Source organism: Streptomyces sp. NPDC052682 (assembly GCF_040678435.1).
In the GTDB taxonomy this organism is placed as follows: domain Bacteria; phylum Actinomycetota; class Actinomycetes; order Streptomycetales; family Streptomycetaceae; genus Streptomyces.
Genome location: NZ_JBFATS010000001.1, coordinates 401,457 through 422,643, shown reverse-complemented (window position 1 = coordinate 422,643; position 21,187 = coordinate 401,457). Strand labels below are relative to the sequence as shown.

At 71.6% G+C, this 21,187-nt stretch carries 16 protein-coding genes; 13 read left to right on the top strand and 3 right to left on the bottom strand.

Translation table 11 applies throughout. The annotated features are described in order from the left end of the window. Nucleotides 1-80 precede the first annotated feature (80 nt). The 4 genes from AB0K80_RS01850 to AB0K80_RS01835 all read left to right on the top strand — a co-directional run bounded on the left by AB0K80_RS01850 (nucleotide 81) and on the right by AB0K80_RS01835 (nucleotide 7,278). Complete coding sequence (locus AB0K80_RS01850) at nucleotides 81-1,640, top strand: alkaline phosphatase D family protein (protein WP_365664759.1); 1,560 nt, start codon at nucleotides 81-83, stop codon at nucleotides 1,638-1,640. Between the two features lie 369 nt (nucleotides 1,641-2,009). Continuing rightward, entirely contained in the window at nucleotides 2,010-3,506 is a 1,497-nt protein-coding gene (locus AB0K80_RS01845) for a bifunctional cytidylyltransferase/SDR family oxidoreductase (RefSeq protein ID WP_365664757.1), read from the top strand. A 171-nt stretch (nucleotides 3,507-3,677) separates the two neighbouring features. Then, entirely contained in the window at nucleotides 3,678-5,813 is a 2,136-nt protein-coding gene (locus AB0K80_RS01840) for a hypothetical protein (protein ID WP_365664755.1), read from the top strand. A 244-nt stretch (nucleotides 5,814-6,057) separates the two neighbouring features. Then, nucleotides 6,058-7,278, top strand: a complete 1,221-nt coding sequence (locus tag AB0K80_RS01835; RefSeq protein WP_365664753.1) for a glycosyltransferase family 2 protein — start codon at nucleotides 6,058-6,060, stop codon at nucleotides 7,276-7,278. Between the two features lie 130 nt (nucleotides 7,279-7,408). On the opposite strand, the gene AB0K80_RS01830 is transcribed toward AB0K80_RS01835, so the two are convergent. Beyond that, the gene (locus AB0K80_RS01830) at nucleotides 7,409-9,463 is read right to left on the bottom strand and encodes a hypothetical protein (protein ID WP_365664961.1); all 2,055 of its coding nucleotides are present in this window, start codon (nucleotides 9,461-9,463) and stop codon (nucleotides 7,409-7,411) included. Nucleotides 9,464-9,959: 496 nt separating this feature from the next. Then, nucleotides 9,960-11,387, bottom strand: a complete 1,428-nt coding sequence (locus tag AB0K80_RS01825; RefSeq protein WP_365664751.1) for a polysaccharide pyruvyl transferase family protein — start codon at nucleotides 11,385-11,387, stop codon at nucleotides 9,960-9,962. 211 nt (nucleotides 11,388-11,598) lie between these two features. Between AB0K80_RS01825 and proB the strand changes: the two genes are divergently transcribed. The 5 genes from proB to AB0K80_RS01800 all read left to right on the top strand — a co-directional run bounded on the left by proB (nucleotide 11,599) and on the right by AB0K80_RS01800 (nucleotide 16,671). Then, on the top strand, nucleotides 11,599-12,726 hold the full coding sequence (gene proB, locus AB0K80_RS01820) for a glutamate 5-kinase (protein ID WP_365664749.1): 1,128 nt from the start codon (nucleotides 11,599-11,601) through the stop codon (nucleotides 12,724-12,726). A 199-nt stretch (nucleotides 12,727-12,925) separates the two neighbouring features. Beyond that, nucleotides 12,926-13,384 carry a hypothetical protein gene (locus AB0K80_RS01815; protein ID WP_365664959.1) on the top strand — a complete coding sequence of 153 codons (459 nt, stop codon included), beginning with the start codon at nucleotides 12,926-12,928 and terminating at the stop codon, nucleotides 13,382-13,384. Between the two features lie 122 nt (nucleotides 13,385-13,506). Next, entirely contained in the window at nucleotides 13,507-14,793 is a 1,287-nt protein-coding gene (locus tag AB0K80_RS01810) for a glutamate-5-semialdehyde dehydrogenase (RefSeq protein WP_365664748.1), read from the top strand. Between the two features lie 100 nt (nucleotides 14,794-14,893). Then, complete coding sequence (locus tag AB0K80_RS01805) at nucleotides 14,894-15,490, top strand: hypothetical protein (RefSeq protein WP_365664746.1); 597 nt, start codon at nucleotides 14,894-14,896, stop codon at nucleotides 15,488-15,490. Between the two features lie 110 nt (nucleotides 15,491-15,600). Continuing rightward, nucleotides 15,601-16,671, top strand: a complete 1,071-nt coding sequence (locus tag AB0K80_RS01800; protein WP_365664744.1) for a hypothetical protein — start codon at nucleotides 15,601-15,603, stop codon at nucleotides 16,669-16,671. Nucleotides 16,672-16,836: 165 nt separating this feature from the next. Here the strand turns inward: AB0K80_RS01800 and AB0K80_RS01795 are convergent, their stop codons facing one another. Beyond that, the gene (locus AB0K80_RS01795) at nucleotides 16,837-17,952 is read right to left on the bottom strand and encodes a M48 family metallopeptidase (protein ID WP_365664743.1); all 1,116 of its coding nucleotides are present in this window, start codon (nucleotides 17,950-17,952) and stop codon (nucleotides 16,837-16,839) included. 125 nt (nucleotides 17,953-18,077) lie between these two features. Here AB0K80_RS01795 and AB0K80_RS01790 point away from each other — a divergent pair, with 125 nt between their 5' ends. The 4 genes from AB0K80_RS01790 to AB0K80_RS01775 all read left to right on the top strand — a co-directional run bounded on the left by AB0K80_RS01790 (nucleotide 18,078) and on the right by AB0K80_RS01775 (nucleotide 21,108). Next, nucleotides 18,078-18,239: a hypothetical protein gene (locus AB0K80_RS01790; RefSeq protein WP_365664741.1), complete on the top strand. Its 162-nt coding sequence runs from the start codon at nucleotides 18,078-18,080 to the stop codon at nucleotides 18,237-18,239. Nucleotides 18,240-18,379: 140 nt separating this feature from the next. After that, nucleotides 18,380-18,544 carry a hypothetical protein gene (locus tag AB0K80_RS01785; protein ID WP_365664739.1) on the top strand — a complete coding sequence of 55 codons (165 nt, stop codon included), beginning with the start codon at nucleotides 18,380-18,382 and terminating at the stop codon, nucleotides 18,542-18,544. 82 nt (nucleotides 18,545-18,626) lie between these two features. Beyond that, the gene (gene nadD / locus AB0K80_RS01780) at nucleotides 18,627-19,349 is read left to right on the top strand and encodes a nicotinate-nucleotide adenylyltransferase (RefSeq protein WP_365664738.1); all 723 of its coding nucleotides are present in this window, start codon (nucleotides 18,627-18,629) and stop codon (nucleotides 19,347-19,349) included. Between the two features lie 16 nt (nucleotides 19,350-19,365). After that, nucleotides 19,366-21,108 (top strand): LytR C-terminal domain-containing protein, encoded by a 1,743-nt coding sequence (locus tag AB0K80_RS01775; protein WP_365664736.1) that lies wholly within the window; start codon nucleotides 19,366-19,368, stop codon nucleotides 21,106-21,108. Nucleotides 21,109-21,187 lie beyond the last annotated feature (79 nt).

Sequence of the window (21,187 nt, the reverse complement as noted above, 5' to 3'; positions counted from 1 at the left end):
CCAGGTGTTCAGGGGGCTGACCGCCCGGACGGCGAGCTTCGCAGTGCCGACAACAGGCCAGCGAGGCAAGGGAGTTCGCCGTGACCGGACGCAACGGGGCCGTATCGCCCGACCGACGCCGCTTTCTGACCGCCGGAGCCGCCGTGCTCGGCGCCGCGGCCTCCGCCCAGCTGTGGCGGCCGGCCGCCGCCCAGGCCGCGGACACGCCGCTGCCCGACGGGGTGTTCAGCCTCGGCGTCGCCTCCGGCGACCCGCTGCCGGACGGTGTCGTGCTGTGGACCCGGCTCGCCCCCGACCCGCTGAACGGCGGCGGGATGCCGGACAGCGCGGTGCCGGTGGAGTGGCAGGTCGCCCAGGACGAGCGGTTCAGACGAGTCGTCCGCCGGGGCGTCGCCACGGCCCGGCCCGAGTACGGGCACAGCGTTCACGTGGACGTACGCGGCCTGCGCCCCGGCCGGACGTACTGGTACCGCTTCCGCGCCGACGGGCAGATCTCGGCCGCCGGCCGCACCCGCACCGCGCCCCACCCGTTCCGCTCCGGCGGCACCCTGCGCCTCGCGCTGGCCTCCTGCCAGAACTGGCAGCACGGCTACTTCACGCCGTACGCCGACATGCTCGACCAGGACCCGGACGTCGTGCTGTTCGTCGGCGACTACATCTACGAGTCCACGCCGTCGGCGACGGCCGTACGACGCCACGAGGGCACCGGCGAGCCGTACAGCCTGGTCCAGTACCGCAACCGGTACGCCCAGTACCGCACCGACCCCGACCTCGCGGCGATGCACGCGAACGCGCCCTTCGTGGTGACCTTCGACGACCACGAGGTCGACAACGACTTCGCCGGCGAGATCCCGCAGGACCCCGACAAGCAGCCGCACGACGCGTTCGTGGCCCGGCTGACCGCGGCCTACCAGGCGTACTACGAGCACATGCCGGTGCGGGCCGGCGCGGTGCCGAACGGCCCGCACATCCGGATGTACCGGCGCCTGGAGTTCGGCCGGCTGGCCCGGCTCAACGTGCTGGACACCCGGCAGTACCGCAGCGACCAGGCCACCAGCCAGGCCGGGGCGCAGGACCCGGGCCTGACGATGCTGGGCGCGCGGCAGAAGCAGTGGCTGCTGGACGGGCTGCACGACTCGCCGGCCCGCTGGAACCTCGTCGCCTCGCAGATCATGATGGCCGAGACCGACCTGCTGGTCGGTGAGGGCAAGCAGTGGTTCTACGACGCCTGGGACGGCTACCAGGCCGAACGCAACGAGTTCCTGAAGGAGTTCAGGTCCGTGCGCAACCCGGTCGTGCTCTCCGGCGACCGGCACCTGACGATGATCAGCGATCTGAAGGAGGACTTCGCCGACCCGGACTCCGACGTGGTCGGCGCGGAGTTCGTGGGCACCTCCATCTCCAGCAGCGGCGACCAGGACCAGGCCGCCTTCCACCGCGAGTGGGACCCTCGGCTGCCGGACAACCCGCACTGGAAGGTGCTCGACGCCCACCGCGGCTACCACCTCCTCGACATCCGCCGCGACGGCATCGACGCCCAGGTGCGCATCGTCGACACCGTGCGGCAGCCGACGGCCACGCCCGGCACCCTGGCCCGGCTGCGGGTCGAGGCGGGCCGGCCCGGGGTCGAGGTGGTCTGACCCGCACGCCGCCCGTCGTCACCACGAGGAGCCCGGGAGGCGTCGTCCCGGGCTCCTCGGGCGTCTTCCCGGGGCGTATTCCGGCCGCGTACGGTGCTCTCTCCGAGACCGAAAAGCTGCGCAATCTTGATCCCGGGCCGCCGGGCGGGAACGGGCCAACACCGCATCACCCAGCGCGATCGGGGAACTCCTGTGGAGTTACTCACAGCAATTCCAGGGGCCTTCGGGGAACCGTCTCGTCAATCACCAGGAGTGCCAGGTGAATGACAGGTAGCGCGCACATATGCAGTGGTCGGCGCTCACCTTGCACTGCGGTAACCACAAGTGGGACCATTTCCGGGTTCCCTGTCGCCCCAAGGTAGGTCACCTGTGTCCCAGCACATAGCCAAGCCCCGTACCACCGCAGTGATCCTGGCCGGCGGTACCGGTCAGCGGGTGGGTCTGTCGATCCCCAAGCAGCTGCTGAAGATCGCCGGCAAGGCAGTCATCGAGCACACCCTGACCACCTTCGAGAAGGCCGACTCGATCGACGACATCATCGTGCTGATGGCTCCGGGTTATGTGCCCGACGTCGAGAAGATTGTCGCGAAAGCCGGATTCAAGAAGGTTTCGCGCGTCATCGAGGGCGGCTCCACGCGCAACGAGACCACCGAGCGCGCCATCGCGGCCCTCGGCGAGGGCCTGGCCGAGGGCGAGGACCTCAACGTCCTCTTCCACGACGCCGTGCGCCCGCTGCTCTCGCAGCGCGTCATAGACGACTGCGTGGCCGCCCTCGAGCGCTACCAGGCCGTCGACGTGGCCATCCCGTCCGCGGACACCATCATCGTCACGCGCACCCACGGCCAGGACGGCGAGTTCATCACCGAGATCCCGGACCGCTCCCGGCTGCGCCGCGGCCAGACCCCGCAGGCCTTCAAGCTGTCCACGATCAAGCGGGCCTACGAGATCGCCGCGGGCGACCCCAACTTCCAGGCCACCGACGACTGCTCCGTCGTCCTGCGGTACCTCCCGGACGTGCCGATCCACGTCGTCGCGGGCGACGAGTACAACATGAAGGTCACCCAGCCCGTCGACGTCTTCATCGCCGACAAGCTCTTCCAGCTGGCCTCGACGGCCGCGCCCGAGCAGAACGGCGACGAGGCCTACCGCCAGGCCCTCACCGGCAGGACGCTGGTCGTCTTCGGCGGCTCCTACGGCATCGGCAAGGACATCGCCGAACTCGCCGAGTCCTACGGCGCCAAGGTCTACGCGCTGGGCCGCTCCACCACCGGCACCCACGTGGAGAACCCGGAGGAGGTCGACGACGCGCTGTCCAAGGCGTACGCCGAGACCGGGCGGATCGACTACGTGGTCAACACCGCCGGTGTGCTGCGCATAGGCAAGCTCGCCGAGACCGACAACGCCACCATCGAGGAGGCGCTGAAGGTCAACTACCTGGCCCCGGTGCAGATCGCCCGCTCCTCGTACAAGTACCTGTCCGAGACCAAGGGCCAGCTGCTGCTGTACACCTCCAGCAGCTACACCCGCGGCCGCGCCGAGTACAGCCTGTACTCCTCCACCAAGGCCGCCATGGTGAACCTCACCCAGGCCCTGTCCGACGAGTGGGCCGCCGATGGCATCCGCGTCAACTGCATCAACCCGGAGCGCACCGCCACCCCGATGCGCACCAAGGCCTTCGGGCAGGAGCCGGCCGGTACGCTGCTGTCCTCCGAGGCCGTGGCGCGCACCTCGCTGGACGTGCTGCTGTCGGAGCTGACGGGCCACGTCATCGACGTCCGCCAGCAGGACCCGACCGCGGGCGCGGCCAAGGCGTCCGGCTTCGAGCAGGCGCTGGCCTCCGTGCTGGACCGGCAGGACGGCGTGTAATAATTGACGGTACATAGACTTCTGTAATTCAGGCCTCTGCGGGTTCCTGTTAACGTCCCGGCGTTATCAGGGGATACGCGGGGGCCTGATCCGTACATCTCGCATATTTCACAAACCAGCCGCATTCCCCAACAAAACCGGCACCTCCCCCCTCCAAGAGCAGGTTTCTCCGTGATAAGCACCGCTATTCGCGTCGCCCGGGTGGGCAGCGCGGCCGAACTGGCCGCGGCGGTCCTCATGATGGCGGGCTTCCCCGCCCTCATGCTGGCCGCGCTCGTCCCGAGCATCCCCGCCTTCGCGGCCGCGGCCGCCGTGACGTACCTGGCGGATCACTATCTGCACCGCAAGAGCAGTTACCTGATCAACCGCCTGAGCAAGGTACGGGCCGGCCTGTCGATCCGCTTCCTGATCCGCCAGCTGCTGCTCATCCTGCTGCTGGCCCGGCTGTCCCTCGCGGACAACCTGATCTACTACGGGGCGATCGCCTGCTTCATCGCCTTCTACGGCCTGCAGGCCCCGCACGGCGCGCTGGTCACCCTGATCCGCAACCGCCGCAGGATGCCGGTCGCCACCCGCAACGTCGACCTGAAGTCGCGCATCCGCATCCCGGACGCCCCGCCGCGCGGGCTGCTGCACCGCTCCGCCGAGAAGATGCTGCACCTCGACGTCGCGGCGGTCGTGGGCATCCTGGTCTCCGCGGAGCTGGGCTCGGCCGTGGCCGGCTTCCTCGGCATCGGCATCACCCTCGCGGCGAGCACCGGCTACGTCCTCGCGCTCATGCCGTACGTGCGCGGCAAGAAGGTCCCGCCGAGGGCCGAGACGGTCCTGGCCGCCGTCGACGACTGGCTGCGCGAGTACAAGCCCGAGACGGTGCTGTACTTCTCCGGCTCCAGGGACTCCGCCTACCAGGTCAACATGTGGCTGGAGACCATGGAGCAGCTCCGCACCCGGCCGCTGATCATCCTGCGCGAGCGGGTCATCCTGGCCAACCTGGCGCCCACCACGGTCCCCGTCATCTGCGTGCCCGGAGGGGTGCACCTGATGAACATGGACCTGTCCACGGTGCGGGTCGCGCTGTACGCGGCGAACGTCGGCAAGAACATCCACATGCTGCGCGTCCCGACGATGAAGCACGTCTTCATCGGCCACGGGGACAGCGACAAGCTCGCCAGCGTCAACCCGTTCAGCAAGGTCTACGACGAGGTGTGGACCGCCGGCCGGGCCGGCCGCGACCGCTACGCCATCGCCGACGTCGGCGTCCGCGACGAGGACATCGTCGAGGTCGGCCGCCCGCAGCTGGCCCCCATCCAGACCTGGCAGGGCGTCCCGGAGGGCCGTATCCCGACGGTCCTGTACGCCCCCACCTGGGAGGGCTGGGACGACAACCCGGGCAACACCTCGATCCTGCTGGCCGGCGAGAACATCGTCCGCCGCCTGGTGACCGCCGACCCGCCGGTGCGTGTCCTGTACAAGCCGCACCCCTTCACCGGCACCCGCAGCAGGGACGCCAAGGCCGCCCACCAGCGCATCACCGCCCTGGTCGGGAAGGCCGCCGCCGAGCGCGCCGCCGACCCCCGCTTCACCGCCGACACCGCCGCCCAGGCGCAGGCCAAGGCCGAGCTGGCCCGCATCGAGGCCCGGATCGCCGAACTGGCCGGCGCCGGCGGCGACAAGGGCGACGAGGCCGAGGGCAGCCGGGACGGCATCGTCGACGTGCACCGGCACGAGGAGATCGCCCGGCTGCGCGCCGAGTGGAACAGCGCCTACTGGCGCTCCTTCCCCACCTGGGAGCACCGCGTCATCACCGGCGCCGAGCCGCGTCTGTACGACTGCTTCAACGTCTCCGACGCGATGGTCTCCGACATCTCCAGCGTGGTCTCCGACTTCATCGCCAGCGGCAAGCCGTACGCGGTCACCGACTCCGCCGAGCTGGGCGTGGAGGAGTTCAAGCGGGCCAACACGGCGGTGCGCGCCGCGGTGATCCTGTCCAACAGCGCGGCCGAGCTGGGCGAGCTGCTGGCGGCGGTCCGTGACCCCGCCTCCGACCCGCTGGCTAAGGACCGCAAGGAGCTCAAGCGGTACCTGCTGGGGCCGGACGAGCCCAAGTCCATCGACCAGTTCAACACCGCGGTCGCCAACCTCGCCCTGAAGGCCGAGACCCGCAACGTCGGCCAGGCCACGCGCGCCACCGTCGGCGGCACCGAGACCGACGTCGCCGAGGCCGGTGGTGCCGAGGCCGAACTGGCCAACGCCGTGCCCGGGCAGCGGGTGGCGGCGGACGACACGGACGGGGTCGGCGCCGGCTGACCGGCAGCGTGGCGCCACCAGGGTTCGGCTCCCGGGGGATTCCCCCGGGAGCCGAGCCCTTTCCCCGTCCTCACCCGTACTCATGGGTGCTCTTACCGAGGGCACATACGGTGTTCCCTGTCAGTTCACCGTGTGAGGTACCTCACGTACACACGGGTTTGAGGCAACCGCTTACGCGGGTCAGTCGTCTATCAGGTAGCGATTGAGGCGATACGGGGAAAAATCCCGTTGACAAGGGGGAAACGTGACGCAGCCTGATGTCAGTGTGATCATCGGGGCGTACGAAGCGATGCCGTATCTGGTCGAGTGCCTGGCGTCCGTCGAGGCACAGACCATCGACCCGGAGCGCATCGAGGTCATCGCCGTCGACGACGGTTCGACGGACGGCACCGGGGAGTACCTCGAGGAGTTCGCCGACCGGGCCCCCATGCCCGTCACGGTGATCCGGCAGGAGAACTCCGGCGGCCCCAGCGGCCCGCGCAACGTCGGCCTGAGCAAGGCGGCCGGGCGCTACGTCTTCTTCCTCGACGCCGACGACCGGCTGGGCCCCGAGGCGCTGCAGCGGATGGTCGCCATGGCCGACCGCGCCGGCACGGACGTGGTGCTCGGCAAGGTCGAGGGCGTCAACCGCACCGCGCCCAAGTCGATGTGGGGCAAGACGCTAGAGCGCACCGACGTCTTCTCCTCGAACATCAAGTTCACGCTCAGCGCCCAGAAGCTGTTCCGCCGCGAGCTGCTGACCCGGCACGGCATGCGGTTCGACGAGTCGCTGTTCACCGGTGAGGACGCGCTGTTCACCATGGAGGCGTACCTGCGCGCGAACGGCGTGTCGGTGATCTCCGACTACACCTGCTACTACCTGGTGGGCCGCGACGACGGCAAGCACGTCACCAAGAGCGGCAGCTACACCCTCCGCTTCGACTCGGCCCGTGCCCTGATGAAGCTGATCGCCGAGCACGTCCCGGCCGGTGACCGGCGCGACCTGCTCATGGTCCGCCCGTTCGTGGTGACGCTGCTGCCGCAGTTCGGCCCCAAGTACGCCACCGACAGCGAGGAGATACGCCGGCACAAGTTCGAGCTGGCCAAGCCGCTGATGGACGCCTACTGGACCGAGGGCGTCGCCCATCGCCTCAAGGTCCACGAGCGCCTGCGGCTGCACCTGGTCGCCGAGCAGCGCCCCGACCTGCTCCTCGACGTGGTGAAGTTCGTCAAGGCCAAGAAGCAGGCGGCGGCGCTCCTGGAGAAGAAGGGCCGCCGCGTCTACCTGGTCTACCCCCACTTCCGCGACCGCGAGGCGGGCATCCCCGACTCGGTCTACCTCGCCGAGCCCCGTGAGGCCCGCGCCTTCCTCGGCTACCGCGAGGGCGGCGTCGACTCCCTCGTGCGCCGCGCGGCCCGCAAGGCCCGCCGCCTGCTGACCTCGTCGAAGCGGGTGACCCCGGGCGGGACGACCGCGGCGGCCTGACGGCCCGGCCGGGCCCCGGCCCGGAGCAGAGCAGCACCGCTCGGTGGGCGGGCGTGCCCGATACCGCGCCCCGGGCGCCGTCCCGCGGCGGGGGTGTCCCCGGCCCCGGCCCGGCCGCGCCCGGGCAGGGCTACGGGGCCGTATCCGGAGCGGCCACGGCGCCCTGGGCGGCCGGGTGTTCCCGGCCGGTCGCCCTGCGCTGGGCCGGGAGTTCCGCGGTCGGGCGCTGTGCCGTGCGGGTCCGGTGGTCCCGGGCCGCCTCGCACAGGGACCGCACCGCCGCGTTGAAGCGCTCCTGGGACGGCGGCTCGGCCGGGCCCAGCAGACGGCGCTTCAGCTGCGCGCGGGCCTCGGCCAGGCGGTCGTGCTCCGGGTGCCGCACGGTCTTGAGCAGCTGCGGGACCCCGGCCGCGTCCGGCGTCAGCACGGTCGCCGCCGCCACCGTCGGGAAGGCCGCGCGGAACGCCTCCTCGGGCAGCCCGCTGGTGTTCGCCACCGCGTACGGCTTCTCGCTCGCCAGGAAGTCGCTGATCACGCTCGACACGTCACTGATCAGCAGGTCGGCCTGGTTGAAGCAGGAGTACAGCGCCGGGTGGGCGTCCGTGACGATCTGGTGCTCCCCCTCGGGCAGCGACGCCCAGTACGCCTCCTCCCAGGCGGCCGTCGCCCGCGCCACCGCCTCGGCCCGCCCGGGCTCGGGTGCGCCCTGCAGCAGCATCCGCTCCACCTGGTCGGCGCCGGCCCGGAACACGGACGTGGTCAGCCGGTCCAACTCGGCTGTACGCAGGGACAGTTCACCGTCGGCAGCGGGTCGCTCCAGGGCCCGCTCCCGGTTCGCCGCCCGGATCAGCTCCCGGATGCGCAGGTCCGCGGCGCCCGCCCGCGGATCCACCGACCCGGTCAGCGGATGCGGCTTGTACAGCAGCCGTACCCCCGGGTCCGCGAGCAGCGCCCGCACCAGGTTCTCCCCGGCCGCGATCACGGAGGTGTTGCCGGGGTTGCCGTCCCAGCCCTCCCAGGTCGGCGCGTACAGCACCGTCGTGTACGCACCCGTGGGCGGCCCCGCGTACGGCCGTACGCCGTCCAGCTGCGGGCGGCCGATCTCCACCACGTCCTTGTCCTCGACCCCGACGTCGGCCAGCGCGTACCGCTCCCGGGCGGCGGGCCCGGCCACCCACACCTCGTCGTACGCCTTCGCGTACGGGTTGCACGAGGACAGCTTGTCGCTCTCCCCGTGGTTGACGAAGGTGTGCTTGATCGTGGGGATGCGCAGCACCTGCGAGGTCTTGCCCGAGTTCGACGGGTGGATGAGGACCTGGAGCGTGGAGTGCTCCAGGCGCATCAGCGTGGAGACCTTCGGCAGGCAGACGATCGGGAGGTCGGTCGCGGCGATCTTCTGCACCATGAACCGCTCCCGCAGGACGATCAACGGCCGGCCCTCCAGCTTGGCGAGCGGCTCCAGCCACATGTTCGCCTGGTACGCGGAGGACGCGCCGCCGGAGAAGTACAGGCCGACCGTCGGCCGGTACTCCGCCAGCCACGCGTCGAACCAGTCCAGCACCTCCTGCTCGCCCGCCGGACGGCGTCCCGGCAGCAGCCGCAGCAGCAGGGCGCCCAGGCCGGCCAGCGCCGGCACCAGCGCCAGGGCGAGGCCCACCGCCCCGTACAGCGGCCGGTCGGTGACCGCCGTGGCGAGCAGTCCGGCCGTCGCCGGCAGCCCGAACGCCAGCAGCCGGTGGCCCGGGCGGCGCAGCAGCGCGGGCGGGGCCGGGGACAGCCGCAGCGCGGAGGCGTCGATGTTGCGCGTCACCACCGGCAGCGTCCGGGTCCGGCGCACCAGTACCGAGACCGCCTGGATCGCGCAGTGCAGCGCGTAGAAGACGAGCAGGCCGGCCACGAGCGGGGCGTACGCCGGCTCGCGGTCCTGCTCGCCGAGCCGCAGCAGCGCCACGACCAGCAGCAGATCCCGCAGGACGTGCCGCACGGTGAGGTCCGCGTGCGACTTCGCGAACAGCAACAGCACGCCGCGCTGCCAGCGGTACAGGGCGGCCTCGGTGGCCAGCGACGCGGCGGTCGCCGCGAGCAGCAGCGGCACGTGCGGCAGCAGCGCCGCCACGGCCTGCGCGCCGAAGGCCGCGGCCAGGACGGCGACGACCAGCGCCTTGGCGGCGGCCGGCCGCCGCAGGGACCGTACGGCCCGGCCCAGGACGGGGGTGATACCGGGCCGGGGAGCTGGGGGACGGGAAGTCGGCTGCCGTCGCCGGGGCAGGGGTAGGGGCACTGCGGTCACTCCAGGTTCGTCGCGGGACAGGCGCACGGGTTAACGCGCACCGACCTCTGGACGACACGCGCGTGTCCTGAAGCCCTGCAGCGACCGCGAATGCTATGGCCCCGCGAAGCGCCCAACCCTGTGCGCCCTCGCAAACGCCCGGTGGGGAAACGCCTGGCTGGGAGTGCGCGGGGGAGTGGCTGCGAGCACCCGGGGAGCGCCCCCCGGAGCTGCACCGCTCGGAGCTGCTTCACCTGGACGTGCACCGTTTGGCGAGCCCGCCCGCAGCTGCGCCGCCTGCAAGCGTCCGCCCGGCGCCGCGCCACCCGGAAGTGCGCTGCCCAGAGCTGCGCCACCTGTACCGGCCCCTCCCGCAAGCGCGCTGGTCCGGCGCGTTCCAGTCGTGCCGTCCCTACTGCCGGCCCGCCTGGAGGGCCCGCCGGAGGGGGCGGCCCACCACCCGGCGTGCCTTGCGGTACACCGCGCTCGTCACCGGCGTGCTCGCGGGTGCCTTCGCCGCGGCCTTGGCCCGGGCCAGCTCGCGCCGCAACCGGTCGTTGTCCGCGGACAGTTCGGTGACCCGGCTGTTCAGCCAGCCCATGCGCGCGCCGAGGGAGGCCAGGTCGGTGTCGTTCCAGGGACGGATGCCCGGCGGGAAGGCCAGCGACCGCATGCGCTCCTCGAAGGCGGCCCCGCCGTCGCCGTGCGTGAAGGTGTTCTCCAGCCCGTTGCGGTCCAGGAACGCCGTGAACCGCTCGAAGCGCGTCTGGTGATTCCCCGTCAGCGCGGAGAAGTCGGCCTCCTCGTACAGCCGCGCCGCGTCGAGGTCCTCGGGCAGCTTCTCGAGCAGCCGGTGCGGGATCTCGAAGTAGCGGCACAGCTCCAGGGTGCGGGAGTCGCCGCACAGCACGGTCGCGGGCGTACCGGCCAGCAGCGCCGCGATGTTGCCGTGGATGCGCGAGCCGAAGGAGAAGTCGAAGCCGCGCAGGTCGTCGATCCAGGTGGCCGGGTCGATGTAGACGCGGACCTTGCCCTCCCGGTACATCGGATGGTCCGGGTGCGTCGGCATCTGCGTCACCTGCCCGTTCGGGTCGGACAGGTCCCGCCAGTGCAACTGCCGGGCGTCGCTGAGGTTCTGGCCGATGAACCGCAGATGCGGGTAGCGGGCGTGGGCACGCCGGATGATCGCGTCCAGGCCCTGCTTGCGCACCGCGTTGTGCGAGCCGTTGACCGCGATCCGGGAGGCGCTCGTCAGCTCCTGCTCCCGCTTCTGTACGGCGAGTTCCTTGCCGTACAGGAACAGCGACGGGCAGCCGATGACCTCCACGTCGCGAAAGCCCAGGTCCCTCAGGTACCGCTCGGTGAACTCACCGCGCACCCCGATGGAGGCGCTGCGGTCCAGCACCGCCGAGACGAAGTCGCGCACGGCCGGCTCCATCGGCTTCAGCCGCGCCGCGTTGTAGCTCACCCCGGCCTGGGCGCCGACGCCCAGCACGACCACGGGGATCCGCAGCTTCCTGATCAGCCGCGTCAGCCGCTTCAACTGGGGCTCGAAGGACGGCCGGAAGGCGTTGGCGAGCGGCACGACGAAAGCGTCGTACTCCTCGTTGATCCGGCCGGCCGCGGCCACGTCCGTGCGTATGCCGTTCGAGACGACCTCGGTGTGCGGAGTCTCGAGAATCTTGTGCGCGGCGTCACTGAAGATGAGATTGCCGGAGTTGGTGGCGATGACATCGCGCTGGAGGGCGTCCTCCACGGACACGACGTCGTAGGGGCTCTTGCCCGAGCGGAGGAGGATCCGCTTCACGCGGCGAACGTTGTGTGGCACGCAGTTCAACATATGTTTACGCGCTCTTTGATTTCTACAGGCAACCAACACAACCTTTTTGCCGTATGCGACCCGTGAGCAAAGAGAAGCAAAACGTGACCGGCGGGGCGTCCGTGGACTGGACCGGTGCGCGGCGCCCGGGCCGCTTCGCGTAGATTGCCGGAGAGGGAAGGGCCTTCCCGACGGGCAGCGGACCGGACGCACGCGAGGGGGAAGAACACAGGTGGCAGGCGCAAGGCAGGCCGTGGGCGAAGCCCGCAGGATCGTCGTCAAGGTGGGCTCCTCGTCGCTGACCACCGCCTCGGGCGGCCTGGACGCCGACCGGGTCGACGCGCTCGTCGACGTCCTCGCCAAGGTCCGCAGCGGGGGAGAGAAGGAGATCGTGCTGGTCTCCTCCGGCGCCATCGCCGCGGGCCTCGCCCCGCTGGGCCTGCGCCGCCGCCCCAGGGACCTGGCCCGCCAGCAGGCCGCCGCCAGCGTCGGCCAGGGCCTGCTCGTCGCCCGCTACACCGCCTCCTTCGCCCGCTACGGCGTGCGCGTCGGCCAGGTGCTGCTGACCAGCGACGACATGAGCCGCCGCGCCCACCACCGCAACGCCTCCCGCACGCTGGACAAGCTGCTCGCGATGGGCGCCTTCCCGATCGTCAACGAGAACGACACCGTCGCCACCGACGAGATCCGCTTCGGCGACAACGACCGCCTCGCCGCCCTCGTCGCCCACCTGGTCCACGCCGACCTGCTGGTCCTGCTCTCCGACGTGGACGGCGTGTACGACGGCGACCCCGGCAGGCCGGGCACCTCCCGGATCGCCGAGGTGCGCGGGCCCGAGGACCTCGCGCACGTCGAGATCGGCAGCGCGGGCAAGGCCGGAGTCGGCACCGGCGGCATGGTCACCAAGGTCGAGGCCGCCCGGATCGCGGCCGCCGCCGGCATCCCCGTCGTGCTGACCAGCGCGATCCACGCCGCCGACGCGCTGACCGGCCAGGACACCGGCACCTACTTCCACCCCACCGGCAAGCGCTCCGCCGACCGGCTGCTCTGGCTCCAGCACGCCTCCACCCCGCAGGGCTCGCTGACCCTGGACGACGGTGCCGTACGGGCCGTCGTGGAGCGCCGCAAGTCGCTGCTGCCGGCCGGCATCGCCGCCGTGGAGGGCGAGTTCAACGCGGGCGACCCGGTCGAGCTGCGCGACACCGAGGGGCGGGCGGTGGCCCGGGGCCTGGTCAACTTCGACGCCAAGGAGATCCCCCGGCTCATCGGCCGCTCGACCCGCGAACTCGCCCGCGACCTCGGCCCGGCCTACGAGCGCGAGGTCGTCCACCGGGACGACCTGGTGGTCCTGCACCCGTAGCCGGCCGCCGTCCCTCGGGGAAACCGTACGGAGGTCCGTGAGGACCCGTACGGCGGCCCGTAATGCATCGAAACGTCCGATCCCGGCGGTGGACGTTCCGCAAAAGTGCCACGCGATCCCTTGCGGCCTGCTCAACTTTGTCCCAGAGACACATTCCGCGCGAGCACACCGCTGTGTAAAGGAGGCCGTCGTGAGACGAGTGCGCCCAGGGACGACGGCGTCCCGCGGTGGTGCCGGCTCCCGGGCGGCCGGCGAGGAACGCCCCCTGGCGAGCGTCGCGGCCGGGGAGCGGTTCTCCGGCGAGGAGCCGGCGGACACCCCGCGGCTGTGGCACATCACCCTCAGCGTCTCCGGGAAACAGGCCCCGCTGGCGGAGGTCCGGCGTGCCCTGGAGCAGCTCGCCCACGACCATCCCTTCCTGCTGACCAGCCGGTACGCCACCGACCACGCGGAGATCCGGTACTGGGAGGAGGCCCGCGACCTGCACGACGCCGCGGCCGTCGCGCTGCGCCTGTGGGGCGAGCACCGCCAGACCGCCGGGCTGCCGCCCTGGGAGATCGTCGGGCTGGAGGTCATCGACCGGGCGACCTACCACCAGCGCATCGCGGAGGGCTACGGCCCGCGACCCGCGTCGCCGGTCGGGGTCCACCCCTTCTGAGCCCGGTTTCGTGCGCTATGGCAGGCATTCTCGGGCTCCGGGGTGATTGATCCCTGATTGATCCCGTCTCGGGGTGTGGAACGACCGGCGGACCGGCCCCGTCGGCGCACTACCCTTCCCTCATGACCACGCTTTCGCCGTACGACTCGATGTCCCCGGTCACCCAGGCCGCCTACCGCGCCAAGGCCGCCGCAGCCAGCCTCGCGCCGCTGCCGCGGGCCGATAAGGACGACGCGCTGCTCGCCATCGCGGACGCGCTGGAGGTCCGTACGGCCGAGATCGTCGAGGCCAACGCCCAGGACGTGGCCAAGGCGCGGGAGGCCGGCACCAGCGAGGGCATGATCGACCGGCTCACGCTCACCCCGGAGCGGGTGCGGGCCATCGCCTCCGACGTGCGCGATGTCGCCGCCCTGCCCGACCCGGTCGGCGAGGTCGTGCGCGGCTCCACGCTGCCCAACGGCATCGACCTGCGCCAGGTCCGGGTGCCGCTCGGCGTGGTCGGGATCATCTACGAGGGCCGCCCGAACGTGACCGTCGACGCCGCCGCCCTGTGCCTGAAGTCCGGCAACGCGGTGCTGCTGCGCGGCTCCTCCTCGGCCTACCGGTCGAACACCGCGCTGGTGCGGGTCCTGCGCGACGCCGTGGGCGGGGCCGGGCTGCCCGCCGACGCCATCCAGCTGGTGCCCGGCGAGAGCCGGGACAGCGTGCGCGAGCTGATGCGCGCCCGGGGCCTGGTCGACGTGCTGATCCCGCGCGGCGGCGCCTCGCTGATCAACACGGTGGTCCAGGAGTCCGTCGTCCCGGTCATCGAGACCGGCACCGGCAACTGCCACGTCTACGTCGACGCCGCCGCCGACCTCGACATGGCCGTCGAGATCCTGATCAACTCCAAGGCTCAGCGGGTCGGCGTCTGCAACGCCGCCGAGACCCTGCTGGTCCACCAGGACATCGCCGCCGAGTTCCTGCCGCGCGCCCTGGACGCCCTCGCGGAGGCCGGGGTCACCGTGCACGCCGACGAGCGCGTGATGGCCTACGCCAAGGACTCCAAGGCGACCGTCGTCGAGGCGACCGCCGAGGACTGGGAGACCGAGTACCTCTCCCACGACATCGCCGCCGCGGTGGTGGACTCCCTCGACAAGGCCGTCGAACACATCCGGCTGTGGACCTCCGGCCACACCGAGGCCATCGTCACCACCTCCCAGCAGGCCGCCCGCCGCTTCACCCAGCTGGTCGACTCCACCACCGTCGCCGTGAACGCCTCCACCCGCTTCACCGACGGCGGCCAGTTCGGCTTCGGCGCGGAGATCGGCATCTCCACGCAGAAGCTGCACGCCCGCGGCCCCATGGGCCTGCCGGAGCTCACCAGCACGAAGTACATCGTGACCGGCGACGGGCACGTACGGCGCTGAGGCCGGCGCGCACGGGGAGCCCCACCCGGCGTGCGCGCCGCACACCACCGCGTGAGAGGCGTCTCACCAGCCGGATGAATTTCCCCACCGTCTGCCCAAATTGACCCCCCAGGTCTACTCTGGTTCCGTGCCGGAGGACGTGGGGGGCACGCCGTTCCCTGACGGCTGGGAGCCCGACGACGACCACGACCGCGGGGTGTCGGACGAAGAGTTCGCCTCCGTGGTCTTCGACGAGGCCTTCGTACGGGCGGCCGTGGTCCACGAGCCCACCGCCGTCGAACGCCTCCTGGCCGCCGCGCAGGCGAGAGCCGAGGCCTTCGAGGCCGAGGCACGCCGGGCGCACGGCAGAGCCGAGCGCTACGACGACGGCTACCGCCGCGGCGATCTCGGACCCGAGCCCGACTTCGACGACCTGGACGACCCGGACTTCCTGGAGGACCGCTACGGCGCCCCCGGCCCCCGCTACGGCAACCAGGTCCGCTGGCACCGGCCCGTCGCCTGGATCCTGGCCCTCGTGATGGGCATCGGCATGGTCGCGCTGGCCTTCACGGCCGTCTACCGGGGCGCCTCCTCCAGCCGTGAGGACAAGGTGCCGCCGCCCGCCTCGACGGGCCTGGAACAGGGCAGCGCGGCGGCCCCCTCCGCGTCCGCCGACCACTCCCAGCCGGCCCTCTCGGTCATCCCGCGCAGCCCCTGAAACGGGCCGGGGGCGCGGCCGCGCACCCCGGGCGATGCTGTTGAGAACCTGTCAGAACTTGTGGCGGGACGGGGCGTTTACCGGCGCTTGCGGCGACCTACCCTGAAGGTATGGGAGGGCCTGGAGAACCGCCCGAGGGGACACCCGAGGGAGTCCCAGGAGGTGGAGAGGACGAGTACCGGTCCGTCGTCTTCGACGAATCGTTCGTCCGCGCTGCCCGCCTCCAGGAGTACTCCGCCCAGGAGCGCATCGCCGACCACGCCCCCGCCGTACGCCGCCGCCCGCCACTGCGCCGGGGACTGTCCCGGCAGGTGCTCGTGCTCGTCGTACTGATCGCCCTGGCCTTCGGCACGGCGATCTACATGGGGGTCCGGCACCCGTACCAGTCCCCGTCCGCGCAGGTCCCGGCCGAACCGTTGCGGATGACCGTCATCCCGCTCGCCCCTGAGGGCCGGGTGCCCGGCACCGCCGACGTCGAACAGCTTTACGAGCGCAGCCCCGCCGCGCAGTTCCGGATCGGCGCGGAGGGCATCACGCTGCCCGCCTCCCGGCGCACCGCGCACTTCTCCGACAGCCAGGTCGTGACCGCCCTGACGACCGCCAAGGACTACATCGTCCGTTCCGCGCTCGACCCCGAGGTGCTCCTCGGCGGGAAGGTCCGGCCCGCCCGCGTGCTGCTCGACCCCGACCAGCTCGACCAGTTCGACGAGAGCTTCGCGCGCCCCGCCGCGGACGGGCGGCACGCCCCCACCGGCTGGCTGGTGCGCATCGACCCCTCCCGCGCCGAACTGGCCGACCGCAAGATCCGGGTCCAGGGCACCCTCCAGGCCGCCGAGTCCGACGCCGCCACCCTCGAGGTCACCGCCGACCACACCTTCGTGTACGCGCTGCGGCCGGTCGGCGCCGCGGCCGGGGCCAAGGCGTCCCTGTTCACCGTCCGGCGCGAGCTGCAGTTCCGCTTCGACCGCGACGACCTGCGCGTGCACCAGGCCCAGCTGGTCGTCTCCTACGTCCAGGCCGGCCCGCTGTCCTGCGCGGACGACGCCACGAACCACCTGCGCCCCCTGCTCGCCGACCAGACCGCCAGGGCGGGCGGCCCCGCGGGCACGGACCCCTACGCCACGGGCAGCGCGACCGCGCTGTGCGGATCGCTGGCGAGGAGTGCGCAGCCGAAGGTGTGAGCCGGCGAGGTGAGCCGACAGGGTGAGCGGCGGGGCGAGCGGACAGGGTGAGCGCCGGGTTCGGATGAGCCCCCGGGTGGGCCGGACAGCCGGCCCGTGCCGCCGGGCGGGAGCCGCTGGGGCCACTGCCGCGCCGCGGGCGGCTGCGGAAGCCGCCCCCGGGTCTCACTCCTCGTCGCGCGGCGGGCGGTTCTCCCGGGTGTCCGACGTCCCCGGGTCCTCGGGACCCCGGGGCGGCCTCGGGGCCGTGAAGCCGCTGAAGCCGCGACGGACCCGGTTACCCAGGTCACCGGCGCCGTCGGCGATGTCGCTGACCAGCTTCATCAGCGGGTCCTTGGAGCTCTTGACGTCGCCGGCGTAGCTGGACGCCGACTCCCGCCAGGAGTCCCGCACCGAGGCGTCCTTGTCGTCGTCCCGCCGCGGATAGTGACCGTCCATGATCCGCTGGTGGTCCCGGGACTCGGCCCACTTCTTCAGCTCGGCCGCCCGCACGGCGGTGAAGGGGTGGCTCCGGGGCAGCACGTTCATGATCTTCAGCACGGAGTCGCGCAGATCGCCGCCCGCCTCGTACTCCTCGGCCTGCTCCAGGAAGGCGTCCACGTTCATCTCGTGCAGATGGTTGCCGCCCGCGATCTTCATCAGGCCCCGCATGGACGCCTGGAGGTCCTGCCCGACCAGCAGCCCCGCCCGGTCCGCGGACAGCTCCGACTTGCGGAACCACTCCCGCAGCGCGGTCACGATCGCCATGATCGCCAGATTGCCGAGCGGGATCCACGCCACCCGGACGGCGAGACTGGTCAGGAACAGCAGGATCGTGCGGTACACCGCGTGCCCGGACAGCGCGTGGCCGACCTCGTGGCCGATGACCGCCCGCATCTCCTCCTCGTCCAGCAGCTCGACGAGCCCCGTGGTGACGACGATGATCGGCTCGTCAAGACCGATGCACATCGCGTTCGGCTGCGGGTCCTGGTTGACGTACATCGGCGGGACCTTCTCCAGGTCCAGGATGTAGCAGGCGTCCCGCAGCATGTCGTTGAGGTGCGCGAACTGCCGGTCCGACACACGCACCGAGTCGGACAGGAACAGCAGCCGCAGGCTGCGCTCGGGCAGCAGGCCGCTGAGGGCCTTGAACACCGTGTCGAACCCGCTCAGCCTGCGCAGCGCCACCAGGGCGGAACGGTCGGCGGGATGCTCGTAAGCACGCGAGGAGATCCCGGGGAAGCGCCTGCGCTGCCTGCCCGGCACGTGCGCGTGCCCGTTGTGCTCGTGGCCGTCGGCCATGTCTTCCCCCATGTGCGTGTGTACGGACCTTTGCGGCCCCTTGTGCGGCCTTTTGCGTCCCCGAGGCAGAGCCCAGCCTAGGCGGAGATACGGTGGACGGGCAGGACAGCGAAGGAGACCGCGTCATGGAGCACACCCCTCCGGCCACCTGGCTCACCACGGCGGCGGGCGCCGCCGGGCAGCAGGGGACCGGGAACCTGCTCCGGGTCGTCCTGGTCGTGATGATCGTGGGGTGTGCGCTGACCGCGTGGTTCTTGTTGCGGGGCTACAGACACAAGGACGACTGAGCCGCGCGGGAAGTTCCCCGCCGGGCCGGGACAGGCGCGGCGGCGGCCACAGGGCGGAGTCGGCGTGATCGCCGTCGGGCACCCCGCTTACGATGAGCCGACGTCTTTGTCCCGCCCACACGCGATAGGTCCTGCCGAAGATGAGCTTCCACAGCACCGCTGCCCAGTTGGTCACCCTCGCCGCCGAGGGCCAGGAGCACGGCGGCAACCACGAGAGCCTCAGCCCCTACCTGACCGGCGGCGGCGCGCTGTTCGTCCTGCTGCTCCTGCTGTGGGTCACCACCCGTTTCAACCGCGACCGCTGAGGCCGGACAGCGCCCTGGACGGCAAGCCCCCGCGGGGACTGACGGCCGGGGCCCTCAGGCCGGGCCGGTAGGGTCTGCACGCATGGGAGAGCAGGACATGCCTACCGGTCCGGCGAACATCACGCCCGGCGACACGGCCCAGGACACGGCGCGCCACGCCGAGCGCCACCCGGCACCCCACCGCGGGGACGGCCCCGGCGGCGGCCCGTCGAACCCCGGCAAGCGCCGCCTCGGCGTCATGGGCGGCACCTTCGACCCGATCCACCACGGGCACCTCGTGGCGGCCAGCGAGGTCGCCGCGCAGTTCCACCTCGACGAGGTGGTGTTCGTCCCGACCGGCCAGCCCTGGCAGAAGAGCCACCGCCAGGTCTCCCCGGCCGAGGACCGCTACCTGATGACGGTGATCGCGACCGCCGAGAACCCCCAGTTCTCGGTGAGCCGCATCGACATCGACCGCGGCGGCCCCACCTACACCGTGGACACCCTGCGCGACCTGCGGGCCCTCAACCCGGACACGGACCTGTTCTTCATCACCGGCGCCGACGCCCTCGCCCAGATCCTGACCTGGCGGGACAGCGCGGAACTGTTCTCCCTGGCGCACTTCGTCGGGGTCACCCGGCCCGGCCACCACCTCGACGACTCCGGGCTCCCGGAGGGCGGTGTCTCCCTCGTCGAGGTCCCGGCCCTCGCCATCTCCTCCACGGACTGCCGTGCGAGAGTCGCCAAGGGAGACCCCATCTGGTATCTGGTGCCGGACGGGGTCGTGCGCTACATCGACAAGCGCCAGCTGTACCGCGGCGAGTGAGCCGAGAGGGGCACCGGTGAACGACCGATACGACGCGGGCTACGGGGGCGAGAACCCGGGCTACGGCGGTGACCAGTCCGGCTACGGGGGCGACCCGTACGAGCTCGTCGGCTACGACGAGTACGGCCGCCCCGTGTACCGCCAGATCCCGGCTCAGCAGACCGGGCAGCAGACCTACGACCCGTACGCCCAGCACGGGCAGCAGGGCTACGGCTACGACCCGTACACGGGCCACCAGCAGCCCGCTGCCCCGTACGGCACCTACGACACCGGTCAGCAGCCACCCGCCCCCTCCTACGACCCCTACGGCACCGGACACACCGGGCACGCCGGCGCGGGCACCGCCACGCCCTACGACCCGTACGGCCAGACCGCCGCCGGTGGCGCGCAGCCGCGGGTCGCCGAGCAGGCCCCCTACATCCCGCAGCAGGCCGGCCCCTCCCAGGAGGAGGCCCGCAGCTCCGGGCGGGCCGAGGACGAGCGGGAGTACCACACCGAGCAGTTCGCCTTCGTCGAGGAGCCGGACGACGACTCCGAGGACGTCATCGACTGGCTGAAGTTCACCGAGAACCGCACCGAGCGCCGTGAGGAGGCCCGGCGCCGCGCACGCGCACGCGTGATCGCCCTGGTCGTCGTCCTGGCACTCGCCGCGGCCGGCGGCGTCGGCTACCTCTGGTACGCCGGGAAGCTGCCCGGCCTGTCCTCCTCCGGCTCCAAGACCGACACCGCCACACCGGTGGGCGCGCAGAAGCGCGACGTGATCGTCGTCCACCTGCACGACACCAAGAAGGGCGGCACCTCCACGGCGCTGCTGGTCGACAACACCACCACCAAGCAGGGCACCACCGTCCTGCTGCCCAACTCCCTCACGCTCACCAGCGACGACGGCACCACCACGACGCTCGCCAAGTCGGTGGAGGACGACGGCTCCGACGGCACCCGCGAGGCCCTCGACACCGTCCTCGGCACCGACATCGAGGGCACCTGGCGGCTGGACACCCCCTACCTGCAGAACCTCGTCGACCTCGTCGGCAGTATCGACATCGACACCGACACCGACGTCCCCGACCCGGCCGCCAAGAAGAAGGGCGAGGCGCCCCTGGTCCACAAGGGCACCGGCCAGACGCTCAGCGGGAAGATGGCCGTCGCCTACGCCACCTACCGCGCGCCCGGCGAGGCCCCGAACGCCCAGCTGGAGCGGTTCGGGCAGGTCATGCAGGGCGTGCTGCGCAAGATGACCTCCGACCCGGGCGCCGCCACGACCACCATCCAGACCCTGGGCCAGATCATCGAGCCGCCGCTGACCGACAAGGACCTCGCCGGCTTCCTCGCCCGGCTCGCCGACCTCGCCAAGGGCGGCGACTACAAGACGGCCCTGCTGCCCGTCCAGCCCGACGGCACCCTCAGCGCGCAGGCCAGTGCCAGTGTGGTCAAGGACGTCCTCGGCGGCACCGCCAAGAGCCCCGACAAGGACGCGGCCGTCAGCGTCTCCGTCCAGAACGCCAGCGGAGTGAAGGACAACACCGAAAAGGCCCGCGTCGTCCTCCTCAACGGCGGCTTCACCTTCCTGGAGGGCGGCACCCCCGCCGCCACCCGGGCCACGTCCAAGGTCATCTACCGCGACGCCGCCGGCAAGGAGAACGCCACCGAGGTCGCCAAGACCCTGGGCCTGCCCGCCGGCTCCGTCACCCAGGGCAAGATCCCCGGCAACGCCGACGTCTCGGTGATCCTCGGCCAGGACTACAAGCCGTCGTCGTAGCCGCCGTGCACACGTGGGGTGCTCGCGGCGGTCCGTGAGACCCTTGATGACACAAGACCGACTAATGACCGACCTAAAG

Excerpts from the sequence above, each read along its gene's own strand:
- AB0K80_RS01785 (WP_365664739.1), top strand. The coding sequence starts at position 18,380 with ATGAGCTTCCACAGCACCGCTGCCCAGTTGGTCACCCTCGCCGCCGAG.
- AB0K80_RS01810 (WP_365664748.1), top strand. The coding sequence starts at position 13,507 with ATGACCACGCTTTCGCCGTACGACTCGATGTCCCCGGTCACCCAGGCC.
- AB0K80_RS01795 (WP_365664743.1), bottom strand. The coding sequence starts at position 17,952 with ATGGCCGACGGCCACGAGCACAACGGGCACGCGCACGTGCCGGGCAGG.
- nadD (WP_365664738.1), top strand. The coding sequence starts at position 18,627 with ATGGGAGAGCAGGACATGCCTACCGGTCCGGCGAACATCACGCCCGGC.
- AB0K80_RS01800 (WP_365664744.1), top strand. The coding sequence starts at position 15,601 with ATGGGAGGGCCTGGAGAACCGCCCGAGGGGACACCCGAGGGAGTCCCA.
- AB0K80_RS01790 (WP_365664741.1), top strand. The coding sequence starts at position 18,078 with ATGGAGCACACCCCTCCGGCCACCTGGCTCACCACGGCGGCGGGCGCC.
- AB0K80_RS01825 (WP_365664751.1), bottom strand. The coding sequence starts at position 11,387 with ATGTTGAACTGCGTGCCACACAACGTTCGCCGCGTGAAGCGGATCCTC.